This window comes from Haloarchaeobius amylolyticus, assembly GCF_042678045.1.
GTDB lineage: Archaea > Halobacteriota > Halobacteria > Halobacteriales > Natrialbaceae > Natrinema > Natrinema amylolyticus_A.
The window spans coordinates 23,918-47,542 of the sequence record NZ_JBHUDI010000006.1; the positions used below are offsets into that span (position 1 = coordinate 23,918).

The window sequence follows — 23,625 nt, forward strand, 5'->3', positions numbered from 1 at the left end:
TGGCTATTCCCCATAGTATAGAATAGATTATGACTGGATACTACGACATTGTTCTCGGCCTCATCCCAGTCGCACTGCTCGGAATCACCGCAGCCCTGACCGTCGTTGGCGTCTCGCTGACGGCGGCGGTTCCGATCGGTTCGATCGTCGCGATGTCGATCATCGGACACGCGATGTTCGTCAACACGCCGGCAGACGTCTCCGACGAGGCCAACTCTGCGCGTCCGCCACTCAACGCGGACTAACTCCAGTCACGTTTCTTCTCTCTTTGCTCTCTGCGGCCGGTTCCTTTTCCTGAATTCGTGTCCTCTACTCTGGTATGACAGACACCCTGTTTCTGACCAGCGCCGACGTTGCCGACCTCGCGACGCCAGCCGAGTACGTTGACGCCGTCCGCGAGGGATATCGCCAGCGTGGTACGGGTGCACCGGCACAGCCGCGGTCGAAACTCCTCCGGAGCGATCCCGAAGGGATGTTCACCAGCTATGCCGCCGTACTCCCCGAGACGGGCGTGATGGGCGGCTACATGTACAGCGCCGGCTTCAGTGCTGGCGACGCCTGGTTTATGACGCCGCTGTTCGACGCCGACAGCGGCGCGCCGCTCGCCTTGCTCGACGGTGCGAGCATGAACCCGTTCAAGACCGGCGCAGCCGGTGCCGTCGCAGTCGACGAACTCGCGCGCACTGACGCCGAGACCCTCGCCGTTATCGGCACCGGCGCGCAAGCCCGTGGCCAACTGCGCGCGACCACGACAGTCCGGCCGTTCGACGAGGTCCGCGTCTACTCGCCGACACCCGAGAACCGCGAGGCGTTCGCCGCCGAGTTCGACGAGGCGCTCGAGCCGTCGGTCCGCGCGGTCGACTCGAGTTCGGCCGCCGTCGCCGGCGCGGACGTCGTGATCACGGCGACGACCGCCAGCGAACCGGTGTTCGACGGTGACGACCTCGAGCCCGGCACGCACGTCACCGCGATGGGCCAGTACTCGCCGGACAAGCGCGAACTCGATACGACGACCGTCGAACGGGCGACGTACGTCCCCGACCTCCGCGAGCGAGCGACGCTCGATGCCGGCTCGTTCATCCACGCGCTCGAAGAGGGAGCCATCACGGAGGAACACGTCCACGCGGAGCTGGGCGAGGTCGTCGCCGGGACCGCCCCTGGGCGGACGAGCGACGACGAGATCACGGTCTTCGACAGCGGCGGCACCGGCATCGAGACGGTCGCCGCGGCGTCCCTGCTCTATGACCGCGCGCTCGAGGCCGGACTCGGAACCGAAATCGAGTTCGCGCCGGCGAGCGAGGCACTGACGGGGAACTAGAGTACCCACTGAAAATCATTACACACTGGATCACACAGTCGTCGTTCGATCAGTGCAAATCGTTTTTGACACTATAGCGAGGCGGAGACTCACGATTGTCCACGACCGACGCGGGTTTCAAGCGTCTCGTCGGCGTATTATGGATATGTCTCGTGCGGCCGAACTCGTGTCCGTGCTCGAGGCGACCGACTCGCTGGCGATCGTCTGTCACGACAATCCGGATCCGGACTGTCTCGCCGGTGCGCTCGCACTCGAAACGATCGCCCACGATCACGACGTCACGGACGTGATGATCGCCTACGGCGGGGAGATCTCCCACCAGCAAAACCGTGCGTTCGTCAACCTGCTTGATATCAATCTCCAGACGCTCGCGAAGACCAGCCTCGAGGAGTACGACTGTTTGAGCTTCGTCGATCACAGCACACCGGGTGCAAACACCGAAGTTCCGACGAGTATCGTCCCAGATATCGTCATCGATCACCATCCCGGCGAGCCGGCCAACGCAACGTTCGTCGACGTGCGAACCGAGTACGGCGCGACAGCGACGATCTTCGTCGAGTATCTCCGCGAGCTCGAGGTCGACCCCACCGAGCGCCTCGCGTCGGCGCTGCTCTTTGCACTCCACCGCGAGCGTCTCGACTTCGTCCGGGAGCCGACGCGACGCGAGTACGAGGCCGCACTGGCAGTCTACCCCGACGCGGACCTCGAGACCCTCGAACAACTGTACGGGAGCACGTTCTCGCCGGGCACCCTCGACGCGATCGGCCGGGCGATCACCAGCCGCGAACGACGGGGGTCGGCGCTCGTCGCGAGCGTGGGTACGACCGGCGAAACCGACGCGCTGCCGCAGGCGGCTGACTACCTGCTCAACCTCGAGGGCGTGGACACGGTGCTCGTCTACGGCGTCGTCGACGATGCGATCCGTCTGAGCGGCCGCTCGATCGATCCACGAGTCAACCTTGGGAAGACGCTCCAGGACGGCTTCAACGAACTGGGATCGGTCGGCGGCCATCACGACATGGCCGGCGGCCGGATCGAACTCGGACTGTTCGCCGACGAAGGTGACGACACCGACGAACTCCTCGCGTTCATCGGGGATCGACTCACTCGACGGTTTTTCGATTCATTACATCTCGACGAATGAGATGGGCGGTCAAACAGGGACGCCCGACAGTGTGAAGGCGGACTGCTACTCGATGTCGATCGAGTGTGCCTCCTCGCTGGGCTCGCGCTTTGGGAGCCGGACCGTCAGGATGCCGTTGTTGACGCTGGCCTGCACCGCGTCCTTGTCGACCGGTTCCGGCAACCGAATCTGCCGGCTGAACGACTGTGCCTTCCGCTCACGCCGGAGGTAGGTCTCGTCCTCGCCGCCGACCTCCTCGGTTCGCTCTCGCGTGCCCGAGATCGCCAGCGTCTCCCCGGTGAGTCGTAACTCGAGGTCGTCGCTCTCGTAACCGGGGACGTCGACGGTGACGACGAACTCGTCGTCCTCGTCCGCAAGGTCGAGTTGCATCTCCGAGCCGCTCGTCGAGAGGTCGAGTCGACTCCGGTTGTCCAGTTGCGTCTCCCACGATTTGGTGGCCGTCTCTATCTGGCGATTCAGTCGGTCGAGCAGTTCTTCGATGCCGTCGAACGGGCGGGGTCGATCTGCCATGGTCTCACCTGGCATAGTAGGTGGCCGAGCGCGAAAAAAGCCACCCCCACCAGCGAAGACGATCGCTAGTTTCGATATGTTGTCGCGGCGACTTGCGGCAGAACCGGCGGGTGGGGCTGGTCGTTTTCAGGCTGCGCAGTGTAGCACTGACTATGACGGATGCACTGTTCGTTGTCAGCGAGGAAGGCTACTGGGGCGAAGAATGCGTCGAGCCACTCGAGACGCTCTCGGATGCGGGCGTCGAGATTACGGTCGCGACGCCCTCGGGCAGCCCGCCGGTGATCGACGAGCGCTCGATCGATCCCGACGAGGTCGGTGAAGAGACCGCCGAACACGTCCGGGAGGTCCACGAGACCGACGAGCGACTGAACGATCCGATCTCGGTCGCACAGGCCGACGCCGAGGGGTACGACACCGTCGTCTTCCCCGGCGGCCACGGCACCGAGTGGGACATCAACCAGGACACACACGCCCGGGAACTCCTCCGTGACATCGTCGAGGGCGACGGCAAGGCGCTGGTCGTCTGTCACGCCGTCGGCATGCTCGCGTTCGCCCGCGACAGCCACGGCGCGTTCATCGTCAACGGCCGCGACGTGACCGGCTTCCCCAACGAGTGGGAGGAGGGTATCGTCGACGAGGCCGATCGGATGCCCGACGGCCGCAAACTTCCCTACTGGGTCGAAGACGAGGTGAAAACGGCCGGCGGCAACTGGGACGCCGAACTCGACCAGGAGACCAGCGTCACCGTCGACGGCGACCTCATCACCGGCCGCGGCCCCGGCTCCTCGCATGTGGCCGCCAAAACCTTGCTCGAGGAACTGGACGTCGAACTCGAAGCCTGATCGGACCCACCTGACATCTGTTTTCCGCGATATTCGCCGTGAGCTGTCGGCGTCGGACCGGACACTGACTGGTGACTCGGGATGGAGTGAACCGACCGGGTCTCGGACGGAGGCAGTTATCAGCGCCGGTTCCCTCACACATCCGTGGATCCCGCCCGATCGAATACGTCCGAACTGGCCGGTTCGATGCGGAGCCGCAGCTACCGGATCACCGTCGACGAGGGCCGGAGAGTCATCTTTCGCGCTCAGTGTCGAACGCGTCGACAGCGAGGACGCGTGGCTCAGGTCTGATACCGTCGTCACCCTCGAAGACCTGCGGTAAGCGACGACCATCCGACTCCGACTCGGGCTCGTGTCGACCCGTTTGCGTCACGAATGGGAAGGAGCTTTAGGCCATCCGTTCATCTCCCATCCGATGAGACGTCGGACGTTTCTGGCCGGCGGCGGGAGCGTGCTTGCTGGCACAATCATATCAGGCTTCGTGAGTCAACCGTCGAGCAACAAGCGTCTACTCGAGGCGGCTCGCGAACCGACCGACGCCGGCGAAGCCGGTACGAGCACGGAGATGGTCCTTCCTGGAACCAACCACGAGACGCCGCTATACGAGATCGACGCGCCGAACGACGGGCCGACGGCAATGGTGTTTGGCGGCGTCCACGGCGACGAACGAAGCGGGATCGAGGCCGCCCGCGAGATCACCGACTGGCAGCCCGACGCGGGGACGCTCGTCGTCGTTCCCGAGACCAATCGCGTAGCCGTCGAGAACCGCGAACGTGAGGGAGTTGCTGGTGACCTGAATCGGAACTTTCTGGCCAATCGCGAGCCACAGAGCGAACTCGCAAACGGTATCTGGGACGCCGTCGAGGACCACGAGCCAGACGTCGTACTCGACCTCCATCGGTCGCTCGGAATCTACGGCTTCCATCGGGAGTTCGTCGGACAAGCGATCTTTCACTCGCCGGATGCCCACGGCGAGCGGCTCGCCGACCGGCTCAACGAGGACACCGTCCCGTGGTACCTGCCGTTCCACACGTTTCGGTCCGAAGAGAGCTCCCTCACTGGGCCATTGCTCTTCCAGCACGCCGCACGTGAGCTCGGGGCCAGCACCTACATCTTCGAGACCACCGAGTTCCTGCTCGACCGATCCACGAGAGTCGAACTGACGCGAGTGGCAGCCGCACACGTCCTCGAGCTGCACGGCCTGCTCGAGGTTGGAGGTGACGCATGACCGACGGCAGTGGGCACACGGCTCTAGACAGTGAGCGCGGCAGTCGGCTACCCGTGTCGCTCCGACGGGTCGCGACGAGCCCGGCGACGCTTGCTACCTTCCTGTTACTGGTCGTTCCGTTCGGACTGGGCTGGTTCGAGACGCGACTCTTCTCGCCGCTTGCACTACCCGGCTACCTGGTTTATACCATCGGAACAGCGTTTGGTAACGCCATCGCGCCGCGCTTTGAATTCTGGATCTACTGGGTGCCGTTCCTCGTCGGTACCGCCGGCATCGCCGCCGTCGTCGGCTCCGGCTATGAATGGTGGCGTGAGCGATAGGAATAGTGACTCGCGCAAGCGGCTGCACCAGCACGGTAACCCGACCACGATCGATGGAGGATCGCACGTAAATCGCCTCGGGATCAAGCCCCGAGGCTTTCGCGTGGACTCCCGTTCTATGCCTCAGTAGAGGCAGGGGGCACGTACTCCCCGCTCACGTTCAGCGTCCCGCGATTCAAGCGCACATCTACGAGTGTGCCTCCGTCGCCTGCATTTTGCCGACGACGGAGATACTGCAAACCGATGTTCTTCGCAGCATTGTAATCCGCGTGGTTCTCGTATCCGCACTGCTGACACTCGAACGACTCTTGGTGGCGATTGTCGTCGTGGGTAAACCCACACGTTGAGCAACGTTTCGACGTATTTCGAGGGTCAACCTGCACGGCTTCAACACCGTGTTCTTCGGGTCGGTCAGCCATCGTAGCGTGGTTTGTGTCATCTGGTGTCGGCTTCCTCCCTGACCTCAAGGGTCGGGGCATCCGCCTCGTACCGCCTGTGAAGTCCCGCGGTATACCGTTGCAACGAATCAGTCCCTTTTTACACGCCGACGGGGAAGAATCGGCTATGAGCTTCGAGAAAGACGACCAGGTAGTTCTTAACGACGAGCACAGCGAGTTCGACGGCGAGACCGGTACCGTGACTCAGACGATGGAGTCGATGTTCGGCGACGTCACCTACACCATCAGCTTCGAGGATGGGCAGGAAACCGGCGTTCCCGAGGACGATCTCGAGGCAGCCGACGACACCGACGCCGACGACGAATAAGACCGATTGCGGGCGACCGCGCTCGCTCGAGCCCCGCGAACTAGCCATACTGGAATTCGACCCGCAGATGCCACAGATCCCGCTTCACTACGTCGATTTACGAACGTTCTGCTACGCCACCGAGGACGAGAAACGCGTCGAGGAAGCTCTGCGAACCTTCCTCCCCGACCGTGACGACGAGCCGTTCGAGCTCGAGCGCACCGAGAGCGAGGGCCACTACGGCGACCGCATCCTCGTGCTCTCGGCCCGCGTCGAAAACGCCGACGACGTCCGGTACGTCCTCTCGCGACTGGCCGACCTCGAGTCCTTCGACGACCTGATCGACGAACTCGACGAGCGGGTTACCGAGAACACCGAACTGTTCCTTCGCCTCGACAAACAGGCTGCCTTCGAGGGTGACGTCCGCCTCGGCGACGGGATCACCTTCCGCGGAAAAGTCGAGGCCTACCCCGCCAAGAAGGAAAAGGCAGTCGAGAACGCCGAAGAAGTTCTCGAGCGACTGCGCGACGAACACTAATCTGTCCTCGGCTGATACTGCCGGACAGAACGACGTGAAGCCGGTCGCGAATTCGCGGCCGTCGCGCGTGGAGACGGCCGCACGTATGCGACTAGCTTCGTCTTGACTGCTGTCCAGTAGTATGACTGCCGATTGCTGTCCCTGCTGGCGAGCAGCGACAGCTATCCGTGCCACCGACTGTCACTGTACACCCGATCACGTCGCCGACCTGCTGGCGCTGATGAAAGCCCGCTGGCTCGCCGGCTGGTGCCAGTGACGATAGCCCACATTCCGGCCGTGTGTGAACCGCAATCGATCGACGACGAGGGCGACGCCCTTTTGACTGGCCAGTCAGTAAGTTCGTGTAGAGCCCTTCTGAATGACGGACGAGACGATCGACGATCTGATGGAGGCGACGTATTGCGCCCTCTGTAAACACGGGTACGCGGAGCTGACGATGCAGGATATTGCCGCGGAATCGACCAAGAGCAAGGGCACCCTCCACTACCATTTCGACAGCAAACAGGACCTCCTCGAGTCGTTTCTAGAATACTTGCTGAACGAGTTCGAGGCACGGACCGAAACCGTGCCCGGTGAAACGCCGGCCGAGCAGCTCCACGAGTTCGTCGACGAGCTGTTGACGCCGTCGGACGACTCCACCGAGGAATTCCGGACGGCGATCCTCGAGATCAAGGCTCAGTCGCCGTACAACGAGGCCTACCGGGAGCGACTGCGCGAGTTCGATACACTCCTCCAGCAGCGGATCGCGGCCCTCGTGGCCGAGGGCCTCGAGACGGGCGCGTTCCACGCGGATGTCGATCCGGAGGCGACGGCGGACTTCCTCGTCACACTGTTTCATGGCGCACAGACGCGCGCGACGGCAGTCGATCGACCGCCCGAACGGACCCGCCAGTACGTCCACGAGTACATCGACGAAATCTTGCAGCCGGCGGCAACGAGTGGGGATGACGTTCCACCGACGACCGACGGGACCGGAGGCGGGGAGGCCAACGGATGAGCCTCCTCGATCGACTCTCCGGGCTGTTCAAGGGCCGCGACGAGTTCGATCTGACCTCCGGTGACATCGCAGGGCCGCTGTTCTACCTGTCGCTGCCGATCATCGTGACGAACCTGTTGCAGACCGCCTACAACCTCATCGACACGTTCTGGCTCGGCCAGTACAGCACCGAGGCGCTGGCGGCGATCAGCTTCGCGTTCCCGATGGTCTTCTTGCTGATCTCGGTCGGTATGGGACTGTCAGTTGCCGGGAGCGTCCTCGTCGCACAGCACATCGGGGCGGACGAGGAGTCGAAAGCGGAGTACGCCGCCTCCCAGACCGTTGCACTGTCACTGCTCGGTGCGATGCTCCTCGGAGTCGTCGGCTACGGTATCGTCAACGACCTGCTCGGGCTGCTGGGCGCATCGGCCGACGTGTTGCCGCTCGCGACCGACTACATGCAGGTCATCTCGCTCGGGATGCCGTTTATGTTCGGCTTCTTCGTCTTCATCGCGCTGATGCGGGGGTACGGAGACACGATCACGCCGATGTTGGTCATGTTCGGCTCGGTCCTGCTCAACGTCGTTCTCGACCCCTTCCTGATCTTCGGCTGGGGGCCGTTTCCGAGACTCGGAATCGAGGGGGCAGCGATCGCGACGGTCTTCTCCCGTGCTCTCGCGCTCATCGTCGGCCTCGCGATCATGTTTCAGGATGCGAGAGGTGTTCGGATTCGGCTCCGACAGATGCGGCCGGACCTCTCCTTTGCGAAGAAACTCGTCAGCATCGGATTCCCGGCGTCGATCGAGGGAATGGGCCGTGCGCTGTCGATCAACCTACTGTTGGTGATCGTCGGGCTGTTTCCCACCTACGTCGTCGCCGCCTACGGGATCGGGACGCGCGTCTTCTCGGTCATCTTCCTCCCGGCGATCGCGGTCGCCCGCGGCGTCGAGACGATGACCGGCCAGAACGTCGGGGCTGACAAGCCAGACCGTGCGGAGGCTGCCGCGAACTTCGCCGCCCGCACCATGTTCGTCGTCCTCGGTGCACTCGGCGTCGTGGCGTGGCTCGGCGCGGAACCGATCACCGCCGCGTTCACCGACGATCAGCGGGTCATCGACGTCGGCGTGACGTTCCTCCGGTACGTCGCCCCCTCATTCGGCTTCATCGGCGTCATGCGCGCCTACAACGGCAGCTTCCGCGGGACCGGCAAGACGCTGACTGCGGCGGCGATCGTCCTCGTGACCTACGCGCTGGTTCGACTGCCGATCGCCTACGGCCTCTCGCAGGCGATCGACTACCGCGGGATCTGGATCGCGTTCGCCGTCTCGAACGCCTTCGGTGCCATGCTCGCCTACGCCTGGTACCGCAGAGGCACCTGGCGGGAAGCCGACGTGACCGGCCAGCCGGCAGGGTCCGCGCTGGGTGACGACCTCGAGGCCGGCAGCGACCTCGAGACCAGTCCGAACGACTGATACGGACTCCTCTCAGTGGGTTCCGGCGCACCCGCGACCCGTCCTGCGGGCGCGACGGGAACCAGTGATAGCAGACCGTATGAGACGGGCTGCTGGCACGAGTTTCACGCCGGTCCAGTAAAGTACCTGTGTGTCGTCCGATTTGATCGAGCCGAGTGTGATGAAACGGCCAGCAGCCATAGCCACCACGGTGGTGTAACCGATGGTCGAGACAGTCAGCATCGACCTGCTGAGTCTGCTACTCGTCCTGACGGTCGCGTGGGTGTTCGGCGCGCTCGCCGAGCGATTCGGCTACCCGACGATGATGGGCGAGCTGTTCGCCGGCATCGCGTTCGGCCCGGCGCTGCTCGGCGTGTTACACCCCTCGGAACTGCTCTCGGTCCTGTCCGAGCTCGGCGTGTTTCTCCTGATGGTCTACGTCGGTATGGAGGTCGACCTCCGTGAACTGTTCGAACTCGGTCCTCAGTCGCTGCTGATCGCCTTCGGGGCCTTCGTCATCCCGTTCGGCATGGGCTATGCGGCCGGCGTCTGGCTCGGCGTCTCCGCCGGCGCGGCGCTGTTTCTCGGGCTCGCGATGGCCGCCACGTCGCTAGCCACGAAATCACGCATTCTCGCGGATCTCGACCTGCTTGAGACGCGGATCGCGAACGTGCTCCTCGGCGGCGCGCTCGCCTCGGACGTGGGGGTGCTTATCGTGTTCGCCGGCATCGACAGCTACGTGACGGCGGGGGCGCTCGATCCGACCGAACTCGGTACGATCATCCTGCAAGCGATCGGTTTCTTCGCGGTGACGCTCCTCCTGGGCTATCGGTTCCTCCCACTCGCGTGGCAATACATCGAGCGTCAGCGCGAGCGATACGGCTTCGTCGATCGGACGACTGCCTTTACCTTCGCCCTGCTCGTCTCCCTGCTGTTCGCCCAGCTTGCGACGCTCGCGGAGTTACACATGATCATCGGCGGGTTCATGGCCGGGATGTTCCTCCGCCAATCAGACGTCGAACCCGGACTCTACGAACACATCCACGTGGTCATCTACGACCTCGCGATGGGGCTGTTCGCACCCGTCTTCTTCGTCACGGTCGGCTTCCAGATCACGTTCGACGTCTTTTCCGACAGCATCGGCGTGCTCGTCGGACTCGTCGTCATCGCCTTCCTCGGCAAGATCATCGGTTCCTGGCTGTTCTCGCTACCGACATCGCTGACCTCACGCGAGGGGCTGGTCGTCGGCTTCGGGATGAACGGCCGTGGCACCGTCGAGATCATCATTGCTGAGGTCGCCTTTCGCGCCGGCGTCATCGACCAGTCGCTGTTCTCGATCCTCGTCTTCATCGCGGTCTTTACGACCGCACTCGTCCCCGTCACCGTCACCTGGGGGGTTCGCCTGCTCGAGAACGCGGACGAACTCGTCTACGTCGATTCGATGACGCCGCTCGAGGATTGACCCTGGCGCTCACGTCGGCGACGCTCGAGCGGGGCGTTTTTGCCGCCTGCCACAGCAGATAGGGGTATGCAAGTCACCGTCGTGGGTGACGATCCGGTCCGCGAGGCCGTCGTCACCGCGCTCGATGATGTCGACGTCGGCGTCCGCAACGGCAGCCCCGGCGAGCTCGCCGACGCTCGCTTCGCAGTCGTCAGCGACGTCGCCGGCTCGGCGACGTTCGACCGGGCGAACGAGGCCGCACTCGAGGGTGGCACGCCCTGGATCGCCGTCGAGATCGGCGGGGTCGGTAACCATCCACTTCCGGACGTGGACGCGGCTATCTCTGGTTTTGCGCCCGCCACCGCCTGTTTCGACTGTCTGCGCGCCCGCGTTGCGTCGAACGTCGAGGATCGCGCCGCGAACCCACAGGCCGACCGCGCCGCCGCACGACTCGCCGGTGCGATCGCCGGCCGGGAGTGTGTGCGCGTCCTCTCCGGTGACGAGGAGTCGATCATCGGGCAGGTACGCGAAGTGCCCCACACCCGCCGGCAGGTGCTGCCCGTCCCGGGCTGTACGTGTGCCGAGAGTGAGCGGGATCGCACGCTCGAGCGCGACGCCGAGACGCTCCCGCTCGAGACCGCGGTCGAACACGCCGAAGGGGCGATCGACGATCGGATCGGCCTCGTCACGAGCATCGCCGAGGTCGAGTCCTTCCCGGCACCCTACTACCTCTCGACGGTCGCGGACACGACCGCCTACAGCGACGCGAGCGCGCCGCGGCAGGCCGCCGGCGTCGCCGACGACTGGAACGCCGCATTGATGAAAGCCGTCGGCGAGGGCCTCGAGCGCTACTGTGCCGGCGTCTATCTCGAGGCGGACTTCGTCCACGCGAGCGAGGACGACCTCGAGAGTGCAATCGCGCCGACGGACCTCGTCCGCCCGGACGACGCGCCGACCTACGACGCGAGCGCCGACCACCGCTGGGTTCCCGGCGAGAACCTCGCGACTGGCGAGGAGACACATCTGCCCGCCGCGGCGGTCCAGTTCCCCCAGCCCGGCGAGTCGCTGGTCCCGGCGATCACGACCGGACTGGGACTTGGCTCCTCGACGGTCGATGCGCTGGTCTCCGGGTTGACGGAAGTGATCGAGCGCGACGCGACCATGCTCGCGTGGTACTCGACGTTCGAGCCGCTCGGCCTGTCGGTCGAGACCGACGCGTTCGACACGCTCGAGCGTCGCGCCCAGAGCGAGGGACTTGCAGTAACGGCGCTGCTCGTCACCCAGGACATCGACGTGCCCGTCGTCGCCGTCGCCGTCCACCGCGACCCGGACGCGCTCGACGGTGACGGATCGATCTCGCCGGGTGACGACGCGTGGCCGGCGTTCGCCGTCGGCTCGGCGGCCGGCCTCGACGCCGAAGCCGCCGCGACGTCGGCGCTCGAGGAAGCACTGCAAAACTGGATGGAGCTGCGCAGTCTCGGCCCCGACGAGGCCGACGACGCCGGTGGCGCGATCGGAGAGTACGCCGCGTTTCCCGAGCGCGCACGAACGTTCGTCGACGTCGACCGAACGATTCCTGCATCGAGCGTCGGCCCCGATCCCGTCCCGACCGGTGGGGATCGACTCGAGACGCTGTGCTCGCGGGTGCGCGATGCCGACCTGACGCCCGCCGCCGCACGGCTGACGACTCGAGATGTCGAAGCGATCGGTTTCGAGGCCGTTCGAGTCGTTGTCCCGGGTGCCCAGCCGCTGTTTACCGACGCGCCGTTCTTCGGCGAGCGCGCGCGGACGGTACCCGCGGATCTGGGCTTCGAACCGCGCCTCGAGCGAGCGTTCCACCCGTATCCCTGATCCGTCGCAGATACGGTCTGCTGTACCGAGTTACCGGTGTACCCGCAGTGCGGGTCGCGAGTGCACCGGCAACGACTGACAGGAGTCCGTATGAGACAGTCGGATCACACAGGTTGCACACCGCTCGTGTGCGAGACGATATCGCTGGCAGCAAGGAGTGCCGAGCCACGATCGGCTGGTCACGGCCCGTCATCCGCGACTCTCCGAAATCGTCGCCGAGCCGTTAGCGGTGATGGTGCGGGTGCCAAGCCCCCGCCCTCAAGGAGCGATCGGAGGGAGCGAGTAGGGCGGGATAGTTCATTCGGATGTGTTGGCGGCAGACTCGTTCGTACTCGGCTCGGCGTCGGTCTGACTGGATGTGTTCGATTCGGGCCCGTCCGTTCCAGACACTGTCGTTGGCTCCGTGTCTTCGTCACCGCGCTCTAGCTCGAGGCGGAGATCGTCGTTGGTGAGCCGAACGATCACGGTGCTCGTCTCCCGCGTGATCGTCGCCTCTCTGGTAAGCTGGCGATCGCGGTGTTCACGATTGATTCGGGTCACACGAAGGAGTTGCTCGGTCGCATCGAGATGCGGCGGGAGCGCCCGCTCGCCGGCCGTGACCGTGTAGCTCTCGTCGTAGGTCTGGCGGTCCGTCTCGGGGTCGAAGGCCTCGAGTGTGACGTCGTAGGGCTGGTCGGCCTCGCTGTGGATCTCGATCGGGACCAGTCCACGGAAACTGCCCTCGTAATGTTCTTGCAGCGCCTCGATACAGCCCGAGAGCCCGATGGTTGCGGTCACGCCTGCGGTCCGAAGTACCGTCCGACGGTTCACGTACGGCGTTCGGGGACGGACGACTGTAGGCGTTACTCTTCGACTGCTCTGGTCGGTCGTCCCGTCCTCGATCCGAGCCGGAACCTTTTCACGAGGGATCGAGTGGATCAACGTATGGCCACAGCAGACAGTTCGACCGCGGAGATCGACACGACACTCTTTATCACCGTCTCCGGCCCGCCAGGGTGTGGGGCGACCACGCTCTGTGAACGCCTCGCCGACGCGATGGGCTGTCCCTACGTCTCCGGCGGCGACATCTTCCGGGAACTCGCCGAGGATCGCGACATGAGTTTGAATCAGCTCACGGCGAAAGCCGACGAGGACGACGAAATCGACCGCGCGTTAGACCAGCGCCTCCAGCAGATCGCCGAGAAGTGGGGGACGGCCAACAAACCCTTCATCCTCGAGTCTCGGCTGGCGGGCTGGCTGGCCGGCGACCGCGCGGACCTGCGGATCTGGCTCGACGCGCCCGAAGACGTCCGTCTCGAGCGGATCGAAGAACGTACCGAAACCGAAGCGGAGATGCGCGTCCGCGAGGTCAGCGAAGCCGGCCGCTACCAGTCCTACTACGACCTCGACATCGCTGACCGGTCGTTTTACGACCTCGACATCAACACCGCCCGCTGGAGCAAACAGGGCGTGTTTGCGCTGGTTCGAGCGGCGATCGAAGAGTACGATGCGGAACTGGACGAGGGGGCGTTTCGAACCCCGTCGATAGACATCTGACTGCGCCAGGCAATATCGTTCGGTGATACAGAGGCGGCGACTCTCATCGGCTGATACTGCCGGACAGAACGACGTGAAGCCGTTCGCATGTATGTGGCCGTCACCTGTGGGGACGGCCGCGAATTCGCGACCGGCTTCCTATCGACTGCTGTCCAGTAGTACGACCCACGACTCCGAGGAGACCCAGCGAGCAACGACCAGCAAGGGCACGAGAGAGCGCCCATCGCGAGGACTGCTCTTCTCCCGCCAAACGGTTAAATAGGAGTTCGTATTTCGGTGTGGAATAGAGAGACATGGTAATAGATTCCAATATCGAGCCAGCCATTGATCGGGACGTGTCGACCGGCGGGTCGTCTCGCTTGAGGACCTGGATCAGCAGGTGGAACGGGGTTGCGAGCAACGCGACGTGCGACGGGAGGGGGTGTGCATGCCACGAAACGCGTTGATGACGGGAATCGCCCTCCTCGCAGCAGGGGCACTCGTCGCCGCGAGCCTCGGTCTGTATCGGGTGTTCTCGTACGTCGCGGCAGTGTTCATCCTCGCCGTCGTCGCGTCCGCATCGATCGAACACCACGGCTCGTTTCTCGAGCCCTACACCGGCCTCGTCGCCGGGCTCACCGGGATGTTCCTTGCGGGGCTCACGGGAATCTGGCTGCTGTGGAGCCCGGACGTGACGAGCTACACTTACGCGCTGGGTGTGCCGACGCCGACGCTCGTCTACTTCGTGCTCCTGTGGCTCGCCCCCGCGTTCGCGGCGATCTACTACTCGGTGATCGTTTTCGACCGAATCGGCAGCGACGCAGTCGTCGACGAGATCATCAGCGAGGCACGGGACCGACAGCAACAGGTGGACGTCCCGCTCGAACCGCGACGAATCGAGCGGTCAACGAGCGCGGACGGGCTCGATCGAGCGTCCGACGTGGAGGGAAGCGATGATTGAACGCGCGTCGATCCCATGGCAGCCGTTGCAGTCGGGTGGTATTCCGGTCGCCGACGATCCGATCATCCTTGCCTTCGGGGCGGTGTACCTGCTGATCGTCGTCCTGATCGGTGCGTGGGGCTACATGCGAACACAGACGACCGGCGACTTCCTCATCACCGGGAAGAGCATCGGGACATGGGTCCTCGCGATGACGGCCTTCTCGGTCATCCAGTCCGGGTTCGGCTTCGTCGGCGGCCCCGAACTCGTCTACGCGTTCGGGACGACGTCGCTGTGGATCTTCTTTACCGCGCCGTTCGGGTTCCTCCTCACCTGGGTCGTCCTCGCCAAACGGTTGCGCCTGCTCGCGGACATCCGGAACGTCCTCACGCTGGCCGACGGAATGTACGTCCGCTACGAGAGCGACTGGGTTCGCGGACTCACCGGGCTAGCCGTCGTCGTCGGGGTGATCGCCTACCTGGCGACGAACCTTGCGGCATTGCAGTTCGTCATGCGTGCGATCTTCGGGATCCCGGTTATTTGGGGGCTGCTCGGCGGAGCCCTCATCTTGCTACTCTACAGTATGCTCGGCGGCATGATCGCAGGTGTCTGGACCGACTTCCTGCAGGCGCTGACGATGATCACCGGCGCAGTATTCGTCTTCGCGTATGCGATGTCCGTCGGCGGCGGCATGGGAACGATCTCGAGAAACCTCGCGAGCGCCGACCCGGCTCTGGTGTCGCCGTTCGGTGCGATGGGCGAGGCGACGACGGCCGTCCTCGTCGGCATCGCGTGGTGGATTCTCTTCTCGGTCGGTGCCGCCGGCCAGCCCCACCTGATCACGAAGTTCTACATGAGCCGTAACTTGGAGATCCTGAAGTGGGGCGCGCCGATCGCCGCCCTCTCGTATGCCGTCTCGAGCCTGATCGCCTTCTCGGCGGGACTGTCGATGCGCTCGATGGTCGAAGCCGGCGAGATTGCGGAGACGTTCAGCGCGAGCGAGGTCGGTCCCGTCTTCGTGCTCGAGTACACGCCGAGTGTCGTCGCCGGACTCATCCTCGCGGCGCTACTCGCGGCGATCATGTCGACGAGCGACTCGTTCCTCAACATCGGCGCGGCGGCCGTCTCGAGGGACATTCCGCGGGCGCTGGGCCGTCCGATCGAGGACGACAAGACGGAGTTGCGGATCACGCAGGTGGCGTTGGCCGGGCTGACGATCCTCTCGACGGGCGTCGTCTACTACTCCGAGACGCTAGTCGGTATCCTCGGCACGATCGGCTGGGGCTTTTTCGCCGCGGCGTTCGTCCCGGTCGCCGTCTTCGGAATGAACTGGAAGGGTGCGACGAAGTGGGGTGCGATCGCCTCGATCGTCGGCGGACTCGTCATCAACATCCTCTACAGCGCCGTCCCGATGACCGCAGAGGTCGCGGGCTACGACGGGCTTGCGACCGGTATCATGGCGTTCTACCCCTTCCCCGATGCGTTCCCGGTCGGAACCGTCGCACTCCTCGTCGCCATCGTGTTGTTCGTCGGCGTCTCGCTCGCGACCCAGGAGTGGGAGGAGCTCCCGGTCGATCTCCACCCGCTGCTCGAACACTGATCGCAGATGCCCGACCACACAGTACCCCACCCGACGATCGAACATGCTGATGAACCGATGACGACAGAGACGACGATCGCGCGACTCACACATTGGTTTCGCCAGCGACCGAACTCGATCGAGTTCTGGGAACTGATCCTGACCGACGAGCGACTCCTCCTCTGTTTCGTCGGCGAGTCCTACCGCTCGCTGCTCTTGCGGGCAGACATGGGCGAGCGCGCTCGAGACACGATCGCGGACCTTCCGCCCGACGACATCGAAACGTTCGACGAGCGGAACCTCGTCGTACCGCTCGAGTCCCTCGAGACACTCCGCCTCGTCACCGGAACACGGCTGCGGCGGGCGCGACTCGTCGTCGGCTGGCGGGCGGGAGACGACATCGAGTCCGACGAGTGGACGCTGTACCAGTCGCGAACCGCGGACTCACAGCGGGAACTCGTGGCCGACCTGGCGTCGGATCCGCGACTCGGGAACGTCGACGTGGCCGTCGAGACGCCACGATTCCCTCGTCTGTAGTCTGGGCCAGTCACTAGCCCCGTCCCAACCGTTTATTTAGGGCTTCGTGGTATGGCGCGATATGACGTGGCATGTCACATTCGATGAAGGTTCGTACGAGACGGCTCGCGAGTCGTTCGAGTGGGACCTCCCGTCGGACTTCAACGCGGCGACCGATCTGGTAGGGAAACACCCCAACGGCGATCGGCCGGCGCTCTTCCAAGCGTATCCTGACGGCCGCCGCGAGACGTACACCTTCGACGACCTCGATCGACGATCGAACGCCGTCGCCAACGCCCTCGAGGAAATGGACGTCGACCGCGGGGACCGGGTCGCGATCGCCGTTCCCCAGAAGCCGGCGAACGTCCTCACTCATCTCGCGTGCTGGAAACGCGGGGCCGTATCGCTCCCGCTGTCGGTGCTGTTCGGTGACGACGCGCTGCGCTATCGACTGCAGGATAGTGAAGCGCGGGTCGCCGTCGTCGACGCCGCCCAGTGGGAGACGATCCGCGCCGTCGCACCCGACTGTCCCGCCCTGGAGCACGTACTCGTGGTCGACGGCGAGCCGGAGACGGCACGGATCGGCGAGACGACAGTCCGGACCTTCGATGCGGCGATCGAGGGGCGCTCGAGCGAGTACGAGACCGTCGCGACGGACGCCGACACGCCGGCGATCGTCATGTATACGAGCGGCAGCACCGGCGATCCGAAGGGTGTCCTCCACACCCACGACCTCTGGGTGGGCCACTGCCCGGCGTTTTCGATGTACTTCGAGCGGGACATCCGCGGCGACTCGGTCTACTGGACGCCGGCCGACTGGGCGTGGATCGGCGCGCTGGGCGATCTCGTCTTCCCCGCGTGGCACTACGGCCGGCCGGTCGTCGGCTACCCGATGGGGTCGTTCGATCCCGAAACTGCCTTCGAGATCGCCGCGGAGTTCGACGTGACGAATGCCTTCATTCCACCGACGGCGATCCGAATGCTCATGGACGTCGACGACCCCACCGAACAGTACGACCTGTCGCTCGAGGCGATCTGTTCGGGTGGCGAACCGCTGACACGCGAGATTCTGGAGTGGGCGGACGCAGAACTCGCGGGGACCGTGATCAACGAACTGTACGGCCAGACGGAGGCGAACCTGCTGGTAACGAACTGTCGCGGCTGGTTCCCCGCGAAGCCAGGGAGCATGGGGAAACCGGTTCCCGGCCACGATGTCGCGGTCATCGATCCGGACAGCGGCGAACCCGTCGACCCCGGCGAGACCGGCGAGATCGCGGTTCGACGCGGTGACGATCCCGTGATCTTCGAAGAGTACTGGAACGCCCCCGAGAAGACGGCCGCGGTGACACTCGAGGAGTGGCACCGGACGGGCGACCTCGCAGAACGCGACGAAGACGGCTACCTCTGGTTCGTCTCGCGCGACGACGACCTCATTATCACGAGCGGCTATCGCGTCGCACCGCGCGAAGTCGAGGAGGCGATCCTCGAGCACGACGCCGTCGAGCAGGTCGGCGTCGTCGGCGTGGCCGACGAGACCCGCGGCGAGATCATCAAGGCGGTCGTCCAGCCGGTCGCCGGAGAGCGTGGCTCGGACGAGTTACGGACGGAAATCCGGACGCTCGTTCGAGAGCGGCTGGCAGAATACGAGTATCCGCGCGAGATCGAGTTCGTCGACGAACTGCCGACGACGACGACCGGGAAGATTCGCCGAACGGAATTAGTGTAAGCCGCGTTGGTGTCGGCTAGCGTCCGTTACTCGCCGTCGGGCGAGTAGTTCGGTGCTTCGTCGGTGATCACGACGTCGTGGGCGTGGCTCTCGGCCTGGCCGGCCGAGGAGATACGGACGAACTCCGAGCGTTCCTTGAACTCGGGGATCGTCTCCGCACCGACGTAGCCCATGCCCGACTGCATGCCGCCGGCGAGCTGGTGGAGTTCGGACTGGAGCGTGCCCTTGTACGGCGTCGCCGCCTCGACACCCTCGGGGACGTACTCGTCGTCCTCGTCGGGTTCGTCCTTGAGGTAGCGATCGCTGTCGCCGGATTTCATCGCGCCGACCGAGCCCATGCCGCGGTACTGCTTGTACTTCTTGCCGTTCATGGTGACGACGCGGCCGGGTGCCTCGTCGGTGCCAGCGAAGTACGAACCGAGCATGACCGCGTCCGCGCCGGCGGCGATCGCCTTGATCGCATCGCCGGAGTATCGAATGCCACCGTCGGCAATCACAGGGACATCGTGTTCGGCGGCGACGTCGGCGACCTGTGCGACGGCCGTGATCTGGGGCATGCCAGCTCCCGAGACGACGCGCGTGGTACAGATCGAACCCGGCCCGATACCGACCTTGATGCCGTCCGCGAAGTCGACGAGATCGGCAGCCGCCTCACGGGTGCCGACGTTACCGACGACGACGTCCGCATCGACGGACTCCTTGATCTCACGGGCGCCGTCGATGACGTTCAGGTTGTGCGCGTGTGCGGTGTCAATAAAGAGGACGTCCGCGCCGGCCTCGTCGGCGGCCTCGGCGCGGTCTTGCTCGAAGGGACTGACGGCGACGCCACAGCGGAGTCGGCCGCCCTCGTCGCGAACGGCTTCTTGATACTCACGGCGCTGGAGAATGCCCTGCATCGTCACGAGGCCGACCAGCAGGTTCTCGTCGTCGACGACCGGCACGCGCTCGATCTTGTGCTCGTACATCAAATCGAACGCGTCGCGGGCGTCGATGTCCTCGGGGGCCGTGATGACCTCGTCGGTCATCGCTTCCGTGACCGGGTCATCCTCGTTGACCTCGAGGTGGGGCCGGATGTCCGTACTCGAGATGATCCCCAGGACCTCGCCGCGGGTGTTGACGACGGGCGCGCCGCCGACGCCCTGGCGGGCCATCAGGTCGTCGACCTCACGGACGGACATCTCGGGATCGGCCGTGACGACGGACTCGAGGGGGATGATGAGCTCGTCAGCGCTTTTGACGCGCTCGATCTCCTCGACCATCTCGTCGACGTTCATGTTGCGATGGAGAACGCCGAGCCCGCCGTGGCGGGCCATCGCGATCGCCATGCCGCTCTCGGTGACGGTGTCCATCGCCGCCGAGAGGATCGGGACGGAGACCTCGACGTTTTTCGAGACGTTCGAGGTGAGATCGGCGTCGTCCGGTTCGACACGGCTCTCCTTCGGACGAAGAAGGACATCGTCGAACGTTAGCGCTTCCGGTACCTGTAGTTTCGAAGAATAGGGCTCGTGCTCAGGAACGTCGTTCGCCATGTAAACTGTCCGGTGTCCCGGGGGAAAAGCGTTGCGAGATGAAACTCGGGTGAGAACGGTTGTCGAGGCCGTCAGTAGGCGATCCGTTGTGCCATGCGAGTGATCATCTCGGTTCAGACGCGTCTCGATCGGACTCGAGGCGATCGCCGCGACGGCTGCCCACATCCAGTGCAGGTCTGTCCATTTCCGTACGAATACGGCTGATACCTCACGAATACTACCTGGTCGTGAAACCCTCTCTCACGCAACGTTTATTGACAATCCTGCCGTGAATTCGGGTATGTACGCTGTGAGTGCATCCGACGCCCGAACTGCTGGCCGGACGAGCTTCGACTCCGTCGCCACCTTTGCGTTCGGGAATTTTACACCGAAACTCACAGCGAATGGCCAGAAACCCAAATCGATCGAGCGGTGTGTGGACCGATCGGTCTGGGATCGGCATTCATATCGCCCACTGGCCTCGGGTCACGGCCATCGGCCCTGACCGATGAGTACGTCACAGCATCCGGTCGCGCTCCAGATGGAGCGCATCGTCGGCGGTGACGCGAGACTGCTCGCGCTGGTGATGATGCTCCCGTTAGTCGACGGTGTCTTCCCCGCGTTGATCCTGGCTGGCGCGCTCGACGATCCGCTGGGCGCGATTCAGGTCGGCCTGTTGATCTTCGGCGGGAGCGCGACCGTCGCCGTCATCCTCGCGGAGATGGACGGCACCCCGCGCGAGCAGGCGGCGGTCGTCATGCTCGTCGGCGTCCCACTGATCCTGCTGGCAGCCGTCCAGGCCGCGCTCGCGCCGGTGATCGAGAGCGTCATCGACATCGTCATCTTCGAACGATTCGCGGCGCTGGTGATCGCCGCCATCGCGGCCAAGACCGCAAGCGCGACCATCGGCGACTACCTCCCCAACCCCGTCGTCGTCATCGGGCTGGGGCTGGTCGCCAGCGTCGATCCGTCCGGACTGACGGTGCAGGTGATGACCGATCCCGTCCTCGTCGCCAACGCGACGCTGGCGGCGGCCATCGGCGTCGCCTTCGCACTGACGATCGCACTGACCGGTCCGTACCTCCGGACGTACATGGACATCGACCGGTTCCGCTTCGGCAGCGCCGTCGCGCTGGGCCTGCTCCCACTGTCCCTGCTCGGGATGGCCTTCGGACAGGCCCCGCTCGCCGCGTTGCTCGTCGCCGCCGTCTTCGCCGTCGACCTGCCGCTGGGCGGGACCGACTCGGACTCGAGTCCGCAAGCGAAGCCAGACGCGGCCGCCAAACTGAGCGCGGTGCCCGACGGCGGGGCTGGCGAGGGCTCGAGCGAGCCCCCGGCAACGGACAGCGACGACGAGCCGGACACGTATCCGGGTGACGAGACGACGGACACCGCGGGCCGGGCCCCATGGCTGTAGTGCGGTTTCGGTCCGAATCGAAACCACTTTACGGGCGATCCCCCAACTGAAGGACGCGGGGTCGTGGCCAAGCCAGGCATGGCGACTGACTCCAGAGGCACCGCGCCCGGGACGACACTCCAGACTGATATACTGATCGGGCACCTGATCAGTGTCCGTGTGATGACCCTCTGGAGTTCCGAGGCGCACCGGAGATATCAGTCGATCGGGGGTTCAAATCCCTCCGACCCCATATTCTCGCCGCACACAACTTCGTGAGCGGGGAGTATTGGACGAGGTGGATTTGAACGAGACTGAGGTTCTGCGACCAACGGGAGCAGGTTCTCAGGCGTTGTTCAAATCCCTCCAACCCATCTTCTCGTATCAAACAAACTCGCGAGCTGTGAGTATTAGAATGTTAACCAGGGCGGAGTGTGAACCGGCCGGGTTCAAACAGAACAGCAGTAGTCCGTTCAGTGCGGTGTCGATCGCATGACGGACACGTAGTGGCGGGAAAGGTAGCCACCGTGTGGGTTCGACCACCACCTGGTAGAACAGCCCTCGTGAGTGGCAGCACTCTTGCGATACGTCTTTTCATACTGTCGGACAAAACGGTTCATTCCTCGATCGGACCCGAGACGCTGTCGGCACGGCGACAGCGCCAAAAAATCACAGCGCCCCACTCACGTCTCTGCTGAGTTCCAGTTGATCCAGATGAATCGGGGGTTATGCCAGAGATGGATTGCCACCACGTTTTTACGAAATAGCCTCTGATCGAGTATTATGGACTCTGCAACACTAACGTATATCGTGTCTATCGTGTTGATATTCCTCGTGATTTGTGCAGCTATGCTCTTGGCAGTAGCGTACGGGGCGATAGATATTTTCGTCGACTACTACGGTTGGGTGTTGGCTGGTTTCTAATTCGTATACTATCAGGCAGAAGTCAATACGGAGTCAGCCACGTATTCGCGGCCGTCTCCGGGTGAGACGGCCGTAGCAGAGCGACCGATCGTCACGTCGTTCTGTCCGGCAGTATTAGACCCGAGCAGAGGAGATCGCTCGGCCGAACCATATTGTCTCGGCAGCTTGTGTGGCTACGGCCAAAGTTCCAAACTTCGTCCAGGCCGCCGCCAGGTCCTCGAGCGCGATGATCTCACCCGCAGTGGCTACGATAGCTGTCGTTTCAACTACGAGTCTTACTTTACCGTAGAAACGTCGGCTAAGGGCCGACGTAAGCACACTCATTGCCCAAATGGTGGTTGCTTGTATATGTCTGAGATCGTGGCACGGATGGTTGGTGGTGCGATCTCAGGTATAGCGAGGATCTGTGGCTGAATCGACCGTCCCTCGCCACCTGTGTCTTGTAGCGGGTTTATAATAGCCTATTGCCTGTCTGGGAATATAGTACGTAGTAACGCAGAGGACTGGATGAGGAGGCAAGATTCTCGGACTTCTCTAGCCCAACCTCGTTAGTAAGATACAGTTACATACTAAATACATGATAGACGCGCTATCCCTTAAATACGAAGCACGTGGTAGAACCGCGTATGAGCCGAACACGATCCGCGGACGATTCGTCAGTGTTGGTTCAGCGAACGGCCGGCCTGACGGCGGTGCTCGGCGCGTTCATCATGATGTCGACGGTCTTCTTCACGATTACCGACTTCATGGGGATCCAGAACGTCCCCGTCGGCGCGGTAGTAGCGTTCCTCGCCGCGTTTCAGGCCTATCGAACCAACGAGCACCGGTCACCAAGCATCGTCATCGCGGCCGTCCTCGCCGTGCTGGGAATCTGGATCGTCGCGGCACCGTTCGTCCTAGGCGTCGACCGCGCGCTGGTGATCGGAGTCAACGGTGTTGCCGGTGTGCTTATCGTGATTCTGTCCCTCGTCGGGGCATACGGCAGCCGCCAGTTGTCGACGACCGCATCGGCGAGCGCATAGGATCGATTGTCGGTCAATCCGTTCGAGACGCAGGAACGGCAGTACCACAGTGGCGTCATACGGTCTGCTGTCAGTCAGTGCCGGTGCGACCATGACCGTCCTGCGATTGTACCGGTACACAGTGACAGCAGACCGT

The 23,625-nt window shown here is 63.9% G+C and carries 23 protein-coding genes, 1 tRNA gene and 1 pseudogene; 21 read left to right on the top strand and 4 right to left on the bottom strand.

The features are described from left to right. Positions 1 to 29: 29 nt before the first annotated feature. From ACFR99_RS11380 to ACFR99_RS11390, 3 genes are all read left to right on the top strand, one after another. A complete protein-coding gene (locus tag ACFR99_RS11380) occupies positions 30 to 245 on the top strand; it encodes a DUF8015 family protein (protein ID WP_390287433.1) in 216 nt (71 codons plus the stop codon). A gap of 74 nt (positions 246 to 319) precedes the next feature. Beyond that, complete coding sequence (locus ACFR99_RS11385; RefSeq protein WP_390287435.1) at positions 320 to 1,318, top strand: ornithine cyclodeaminase family protein; 999 nt, start codon at positions 320 to 322, stop codon at positions 1,316 to 1,318. Between the two features lie 145 nt (positions 1,319 to 1,463). Next, the gene (locus ACFR99_RS11390) at positions 1,464 to 2,462 is read left to right on the top strand and encodes a DHH family phosphoesterase (protein WP_390287437.1); all 999 of its coding nucleotides are present in this window, start codon (positions 1,464 to 1,466) and stop codon (positions 2,460 to 2,462) included. Between the two features lie 45 nt (positions 2,463 to 2,507). Here ACFR99_RS11390 and ACFR99_RS11395 read toward each other — a convergent pair whose 3' ends face one another. Then, on the bottom strand, positions 2,508 to 2,972 hold the full coding sequence (locus ACFR99_RS11395; RefSeq protein ID WP_390287439.1) for an Hsp20/alpha crystallin family protein: 465 nt from the start codon (positions 2,970 to 2,972) through the stop codon (positions 2,508 to 2,510). Between the two features lie 152 nt (positions 2,973 to 3,124). On the opposite strand from ACFR99_RS11395, the gene ACFR99_RS11400 reads away from it, so the two are divergent. From ACFR99_RS11400 to ACFR99_RS11410, 3 genes are all read left to right on the top strand, one after another. After that, entirely contained in the window at positions 3,125 to 3,814 is a 690-nt protein-coding gene (locus ACFR99_RS11400) for a type 1 glutamine amidotransferase domain-containing protein (protein ID WP_390287441.1), read from the top strand. Between the two features lie 415 nt (positions 3,815 to 4,229). After that, positions 4,230 to 5,042, top strand: a complete 813-nt coding sequence (locus ACFR99_RS11405; protein ID WP_390287443.1) for a succinylglutamate desuccinylase/aspartoacylase family protein — start codon at positions 4,230 to 4,232, stop codon at positions 5,040 to 5,042. After that, entirely contained in the window at positions 5,039 to 5,362 is a 324-nt protein-coding gene (locus ACFR99_RS11410; RefSeq protein ID WP_390287445.1) for a hypothetical protein, read from the top strand. Before ACFR99_RS11405 ends, ACFR99_RS11410 begins: the two co-directional genes overlap by 4 nt. A gap of 116 nt (positions 5,363 to 5,478) precedes the next feature. Here ACFR99_RS11410 and ACFR99_RS11415 read toward each other — a convergent pair. Continuing rightward, a pseudogene (locus ACFR99_RS11415) lies at positions 5,479 to 5,772 on the bottom strand (zinc ribbon domain-containing protein); the annotation flags it as partial. 154 nt (positions 5,773 to 5,926) lie between these two features. Here ACFR99_RS11415 and ACFR99_RS11420 point away from each other — a divergent pair. From ACFR99_RS11420 to ACFR99_RS11450, 7 genes are all read left to right on the top strand, one after another. After that, positions 5,927 to 6,127: a DUF1918 domain-containing protein gene (locus tag ACFR99_RS11420; protein ID WP_390287447.1), complete on the top strand. Its 201-nt coding sequence runs from the start codon at positions 5,927 to 5,929 to the stop codon at positions 6,125 to 6,127. Between the two features lie 67 nt (positions 6,128 to 6,194). Then, positions 6,195 to 6,644, top strand: a complete 450-nt coding sequence (locus tag ACFR99_RS11425; protein ID WP_390287449.1) for an RNA-binding protein — start codon at positions 6,195 to 6,197, stop codon at positions 6,642 to 6,644. A gap of 121 nt (positions 6,645 to 6,765) precedes the next feature. Further along, positions 6,766 to 6,900 carry a hypothetical protein gene (locus ACFR99_RS11430; RefSeq protein ID WP_390287451.1) on the top strand — a complete coding sequence of 45 codons (135 nt, stop codon included), beginning with the start codon at positions 6,766 to 6,768 and terminating at the stop codon, positions 6,898 to 6,900. Between the two features lie 102 nt (positions 6,901 to 7,002). Next, positions 7,003 to 7,641: a TetR/AcrR family transcriptional regulator gene (locus ACFR99_RS11435; RefSeq protein WP_390287453.1), complete on the top strand. Its 639-nt coding sequence runs from the start codon at positions 7,003 to 7,005 to the stop codon at positions 7,639 to 7,641. Beyond that, entirely contained in the window at positions 7,638 to 9,092 is a 1,455-nt protein-coding gene (locus ACFR99_RS11440) for an MATE family efflux transporter (protein ID WP_390287455.1), read from the top strand. The genes ACFR99_RS11435 and ACFR99_RS11440 overlap by 4 nt, the downstream gene beginning before the upstream one ends. Before the next feature lie 202 nt (positions 9,093 to 9,294). After that, positions 9,295 to 10,533, top strand: a complete 1,239-nt coding sequence (locus tag ACFR99_RS11445) for a cation:proton antiporter (protein WP_390287457.1) — start codon at positions 9,295 to 9,297, stop codon at positions 10,531 to 10,533. Between the two features lie 66 nt (positions 10,534 to 10,599). Next, complete coding sequence (locus ACFR99_RS11450; RefSeq protein WP_390287459.1) at positions 10,600 to 12,363, top strand: YcaO-like family protein; 1,764 nt, start codon at positions 10,600 to 10,602, stop codon at positions 12,361 to 12,363. Positions 12,364 to 12,660: 297 nt separating this feature from the next. On the opposite strand, the gene ACFR99_RS11455 is transcribed toward ACFR99_RS11450, so the two are convergent. Beyond that, positions 12,661 to 13,173: a hypothetical protein gene (locus ACFR99_RS11455; protein WP_390287461.1), complete on the bottom strand. Its 513-nt coding sequence runs from the start codon at positions 13,171 to 13,173 to the stop codon at positions 12,661 to 12,663. Positions 13,174 to 13,287: 114 nt separating this feature from the next. Between ACFR99_RS11455 and cmk the strand changes: the two genes are divergently transcribed. From cmk to ACFR99_RS11480, 5 genes are all read left to right on the top strand, one after another. Continuing rightward, the gene (gene cmk / locus ACFR99_RS11460; RefSeq protein ID WP_390287463.1) at positions 13,288 to 13,899 is read left to right on the top strand and encodes a (d)CMP kinase; all 612 of its coding nucleotides are present in this window, start codon (positions 13,288 to 13,290) and stop codon (positions 13,897 to 13,899) included. 427 nt (positions 13,900 to 14,326) lie between these two features. Next, positions 14,327 to 14,839: a hypothetical protein gene (locus ACFR99_RS11465; RefSeq protein WP_390287465.1), complete on the top strand. Its 513-nt coding sequence runs from the start codon at positions 14,327 to 14,329 to the stop codon at positions 14,837 to 14,839. Next, complete coding sequence (locus ACFR99_RS11470; RefSeq protein WP_390287467.1) at positions 14,832 to 16,418, top strand: sodium/proline symporter; 1,587 nt, start codon at positions 14,832 to 14,834, stop codon at positions 16,416 to 16,418. Before ACFR99_RS11465 ends, ACFR99_RS11470 begins: the two co-directional genes overlap by 8 nt. Positions 16,419 to 16,424: 6 nt before the next feature. Next, the gene (locus ACFR99_RS11475) at positions 16,425 to 16,934 is read left to right on the top strand and encodes a hypothetical protein (RefSeq protein WP_390287469.1); all 510 of its coding nucleotides are present in this window, start codon (positions 16,425 to 16,427) and stop codon (positions 16,932 to 16,934) included. A 61-nt stretch (positions 16,935 to 16,995) separates the two neighbouring features. Then, entirely contained in the window at positions 16,996 to 18,639 is a 1,644-nt protein-coding gene (locus ACFR99_RS11480; protein ID WP_390287471.1) for an acyl-CoA synthetase, read from the top strand. Between the two features lie 26 nt (positions 18,640 to 18,665). Here ACFR99_RS11480 and guaB read toward each other — a convergent pair whose 3' ends face one another. Further along, positions 18,666 to 20,168: an IMP dehydrogenase gene (gene guaB, locus ACFR99_RS11485; protein ID WP_390287473.1), complete on the bottom strand. Its 1,503-nt coding sequence runs from the start codon at positions 20,166 to 20,168 to the stop codon at positions 18,666 to 18,668. Between the two features lie 487 nt (positions 20,169 to 20,655). On the opposite strand from guaB, the gene ACFR99_RS11490 reads away from it, so the two are divergent. The 3 genes from ACFR99_RS11490 (at position 20,656) to ACFR99_RS11500 (ending at position 23,489) form a co-directional block, all read left to right on the top strand. Then, positions 20,656 to 21,564, top strand: coding sequence for a DUF5794 domain-containing protein (locus tag ACFR99_RS11490; protein WP_390287475.1), 909 nt, complete (start codon positions 20,656 to 20,658; stop codon positions 21,562 to 21,564). A 57-nt stretch (positions 21,565 to 21,621) separates the two neighbouring features. Continuing rightward, a tRNA-Trp gene (locus tag ACFR99_RS11495) sits at positions 21,622 to 21,796 on the top strand. Positions 21,797 to 23,093: 1,297 nt separating this feature from the next. Continuing rightward, complete coding sequence (locus tag ACFR99_RS11500) at positions 23,094 to 23,489, top strand: SPW repeat domain-containing protein (protein ID WP_390287477.1); 396 nt, start codon at positions 23,094 to 23,096, stop codon at positions 23,487 to 23,489. Positions 23,490 to 23,625 lie beyond the last annotated feature (136 nt).

Excerpts from the sequence above, each read along its gene's own strand:
- ACFR99_RS11440 (WP_390287455.1), top strand. The coding sequence starts at position 7,638 with ATGAGCCTCCTCGATCGACTCTCCGGGCTGTTCAAGGGCCGCGACGAG.
- ACFR99_RS11470 (WP_390287467.1), top strand. The coding sequence starts at position 14,832 with ATGATTGAACGCGCGTCGATCCCATGGCAGCCGTTGCAGTCGGGTGGT.
- ACFR99_RS11420 (WP_390287447.1), top strand. The coding sequence starts at position 5,927 with ATGAGCTTCGAGAAAGACGACCAGGTAGTTCTTAACGACGAGCACAGC.
- ACFR99_RS11450 (WP_390287459.1), top strand. The coding sequence starts at position 10,600 with ATGCAAGTCACCGTCGTGGGTGACGATCCGGTCCGCGAGGCCGTCGTC.
- ACFR99_RS11410 (WP_390287445.1), top strand. The coding sequence starts at position 5,039 with ATGACCGACGGCAGTGGGCACACGGCTCTAGACAGTGAGCGCGGCAGT.
- ACFR99_RS11425 (WP_390287449.1), top strand. The coding sequence starts at position 6,195 with ATGCCACAGATCCCGCTTCACTACGTCGATTTACGAACGTTCTGCTAC.
- ACFR99_RS11385 (WP_390287435.1), top strand. The coding sequence starts at position 320 with ATGACAGACACCCTGTTTCTGACCAGCGCCGACGTTGCCGACCTCGCG.
- ACFR99_RS11430 (WP_390287451.1), top strand. The coding sequence starts at position 6,766 with ATGACTGCCGATTGCTGTCCCTGCTGGCGAGCAGCGACAGCTATCCGT.
- cmk (WP_390287463.1), top strand. The coding sequence starts at position 13,288 with ATGGCCACAGCAGACAGTTCGACCGCGGAGATCGACACGACACTCTTT.
- ACFR99_RS11490 (WP_390287475.1), top strand. The coding sequence starts at position 20,656 with ATGAGTACGTCACAGCATCCGGTCGCGCTCCAGATGGAGCGCATCGTC.
- ACFR99_RS11465 (WP_390287465.1), top strand. The coding sequence starts at position 14,327 with ATGCCACGAAACGCGTTGATGACGGGAATCGCCCTCCTCGCAGCAGGG.
- ACFR99_RS11445 (WP_390287457.1), top strand. The coding sequence starts at position 9,295 with ATGGTCGAGACAGTCAGCATCGACCTGCTGAGTCTGCTACTCGTCCTG.
- ACFR99_RS11395 (WP_390287439.1), bottom strand. The coding sequence starts at position 2,972 with ATGGCAGATCGACCCCGCCCGTTCGACGGCATCGAAGAACTGCTCGAC.
- ACFR99_RS11475 (WP_390287469.1), top strand. The coding sequence starts at position 16,425 with ATGCCCGACCACACAGTACCCCACCCGACGATCGAACATGCTGATGAA.
- ACFR99_RS11390 (WP_390287437.1), top strand. The coding sequence starts at position 1,464 with ATGTCTCGTGCGGCCGAACTCGTGTCCGTGCTCGAGGCGACCGACTCG.
- ACFR99_RS11400 (WP_390287441.1), top strand. The coding sequence starts at position 3,125 with ATGACGGATGCACTGTTCGTTGTCAGCGAGGAAGGCTACTGGGGCGAA.
- ACFR99_RS11435 (WP_390287453.1), top strand. The coding sequence starts at position 7,003 with ATGACGGACGAGACGATCGACGATCTGATGGAGGCGACGTATTGCGCC.
- guaB (WP_390287473.1), bottom strand. The coding sequence starts at position 20,168 with ATGGCGAACGACGTTCCTGAGCACGAGCCCTATTCTTCGAAACTACAG.
- ACFR99_RS11380 (WP_390287433.1), top strand. The coding sequence starts at position 30 with ATGACTGGATACTACGACATTGTTCTCGGCCTCATCCCAGTCGCACTG.
- ACFR99_RS11480 (WP_390287471.1), top strand. The coding sequence starts at position 16,996 with ATGACGTGGCATGTCACATTCGATGAAGGTTCGTACGAGACGGCTCGC.
- ACFR99_RS11405 (WP_390287443.1), top strand. The coding sequence starts at position 4,230 with ATGAGACGTCGGACGTTTCTGGCCGGCGGCGGGAGCGTGCTTGCTGGC.
- ACFR99_RS11500 (WP_390287477.1), top strand. The coding sequence starts at position 23,094 with ATGAGCCGAACACGATCCGCGGACGATTCGTCAGTGTTGGTTCAGCGA.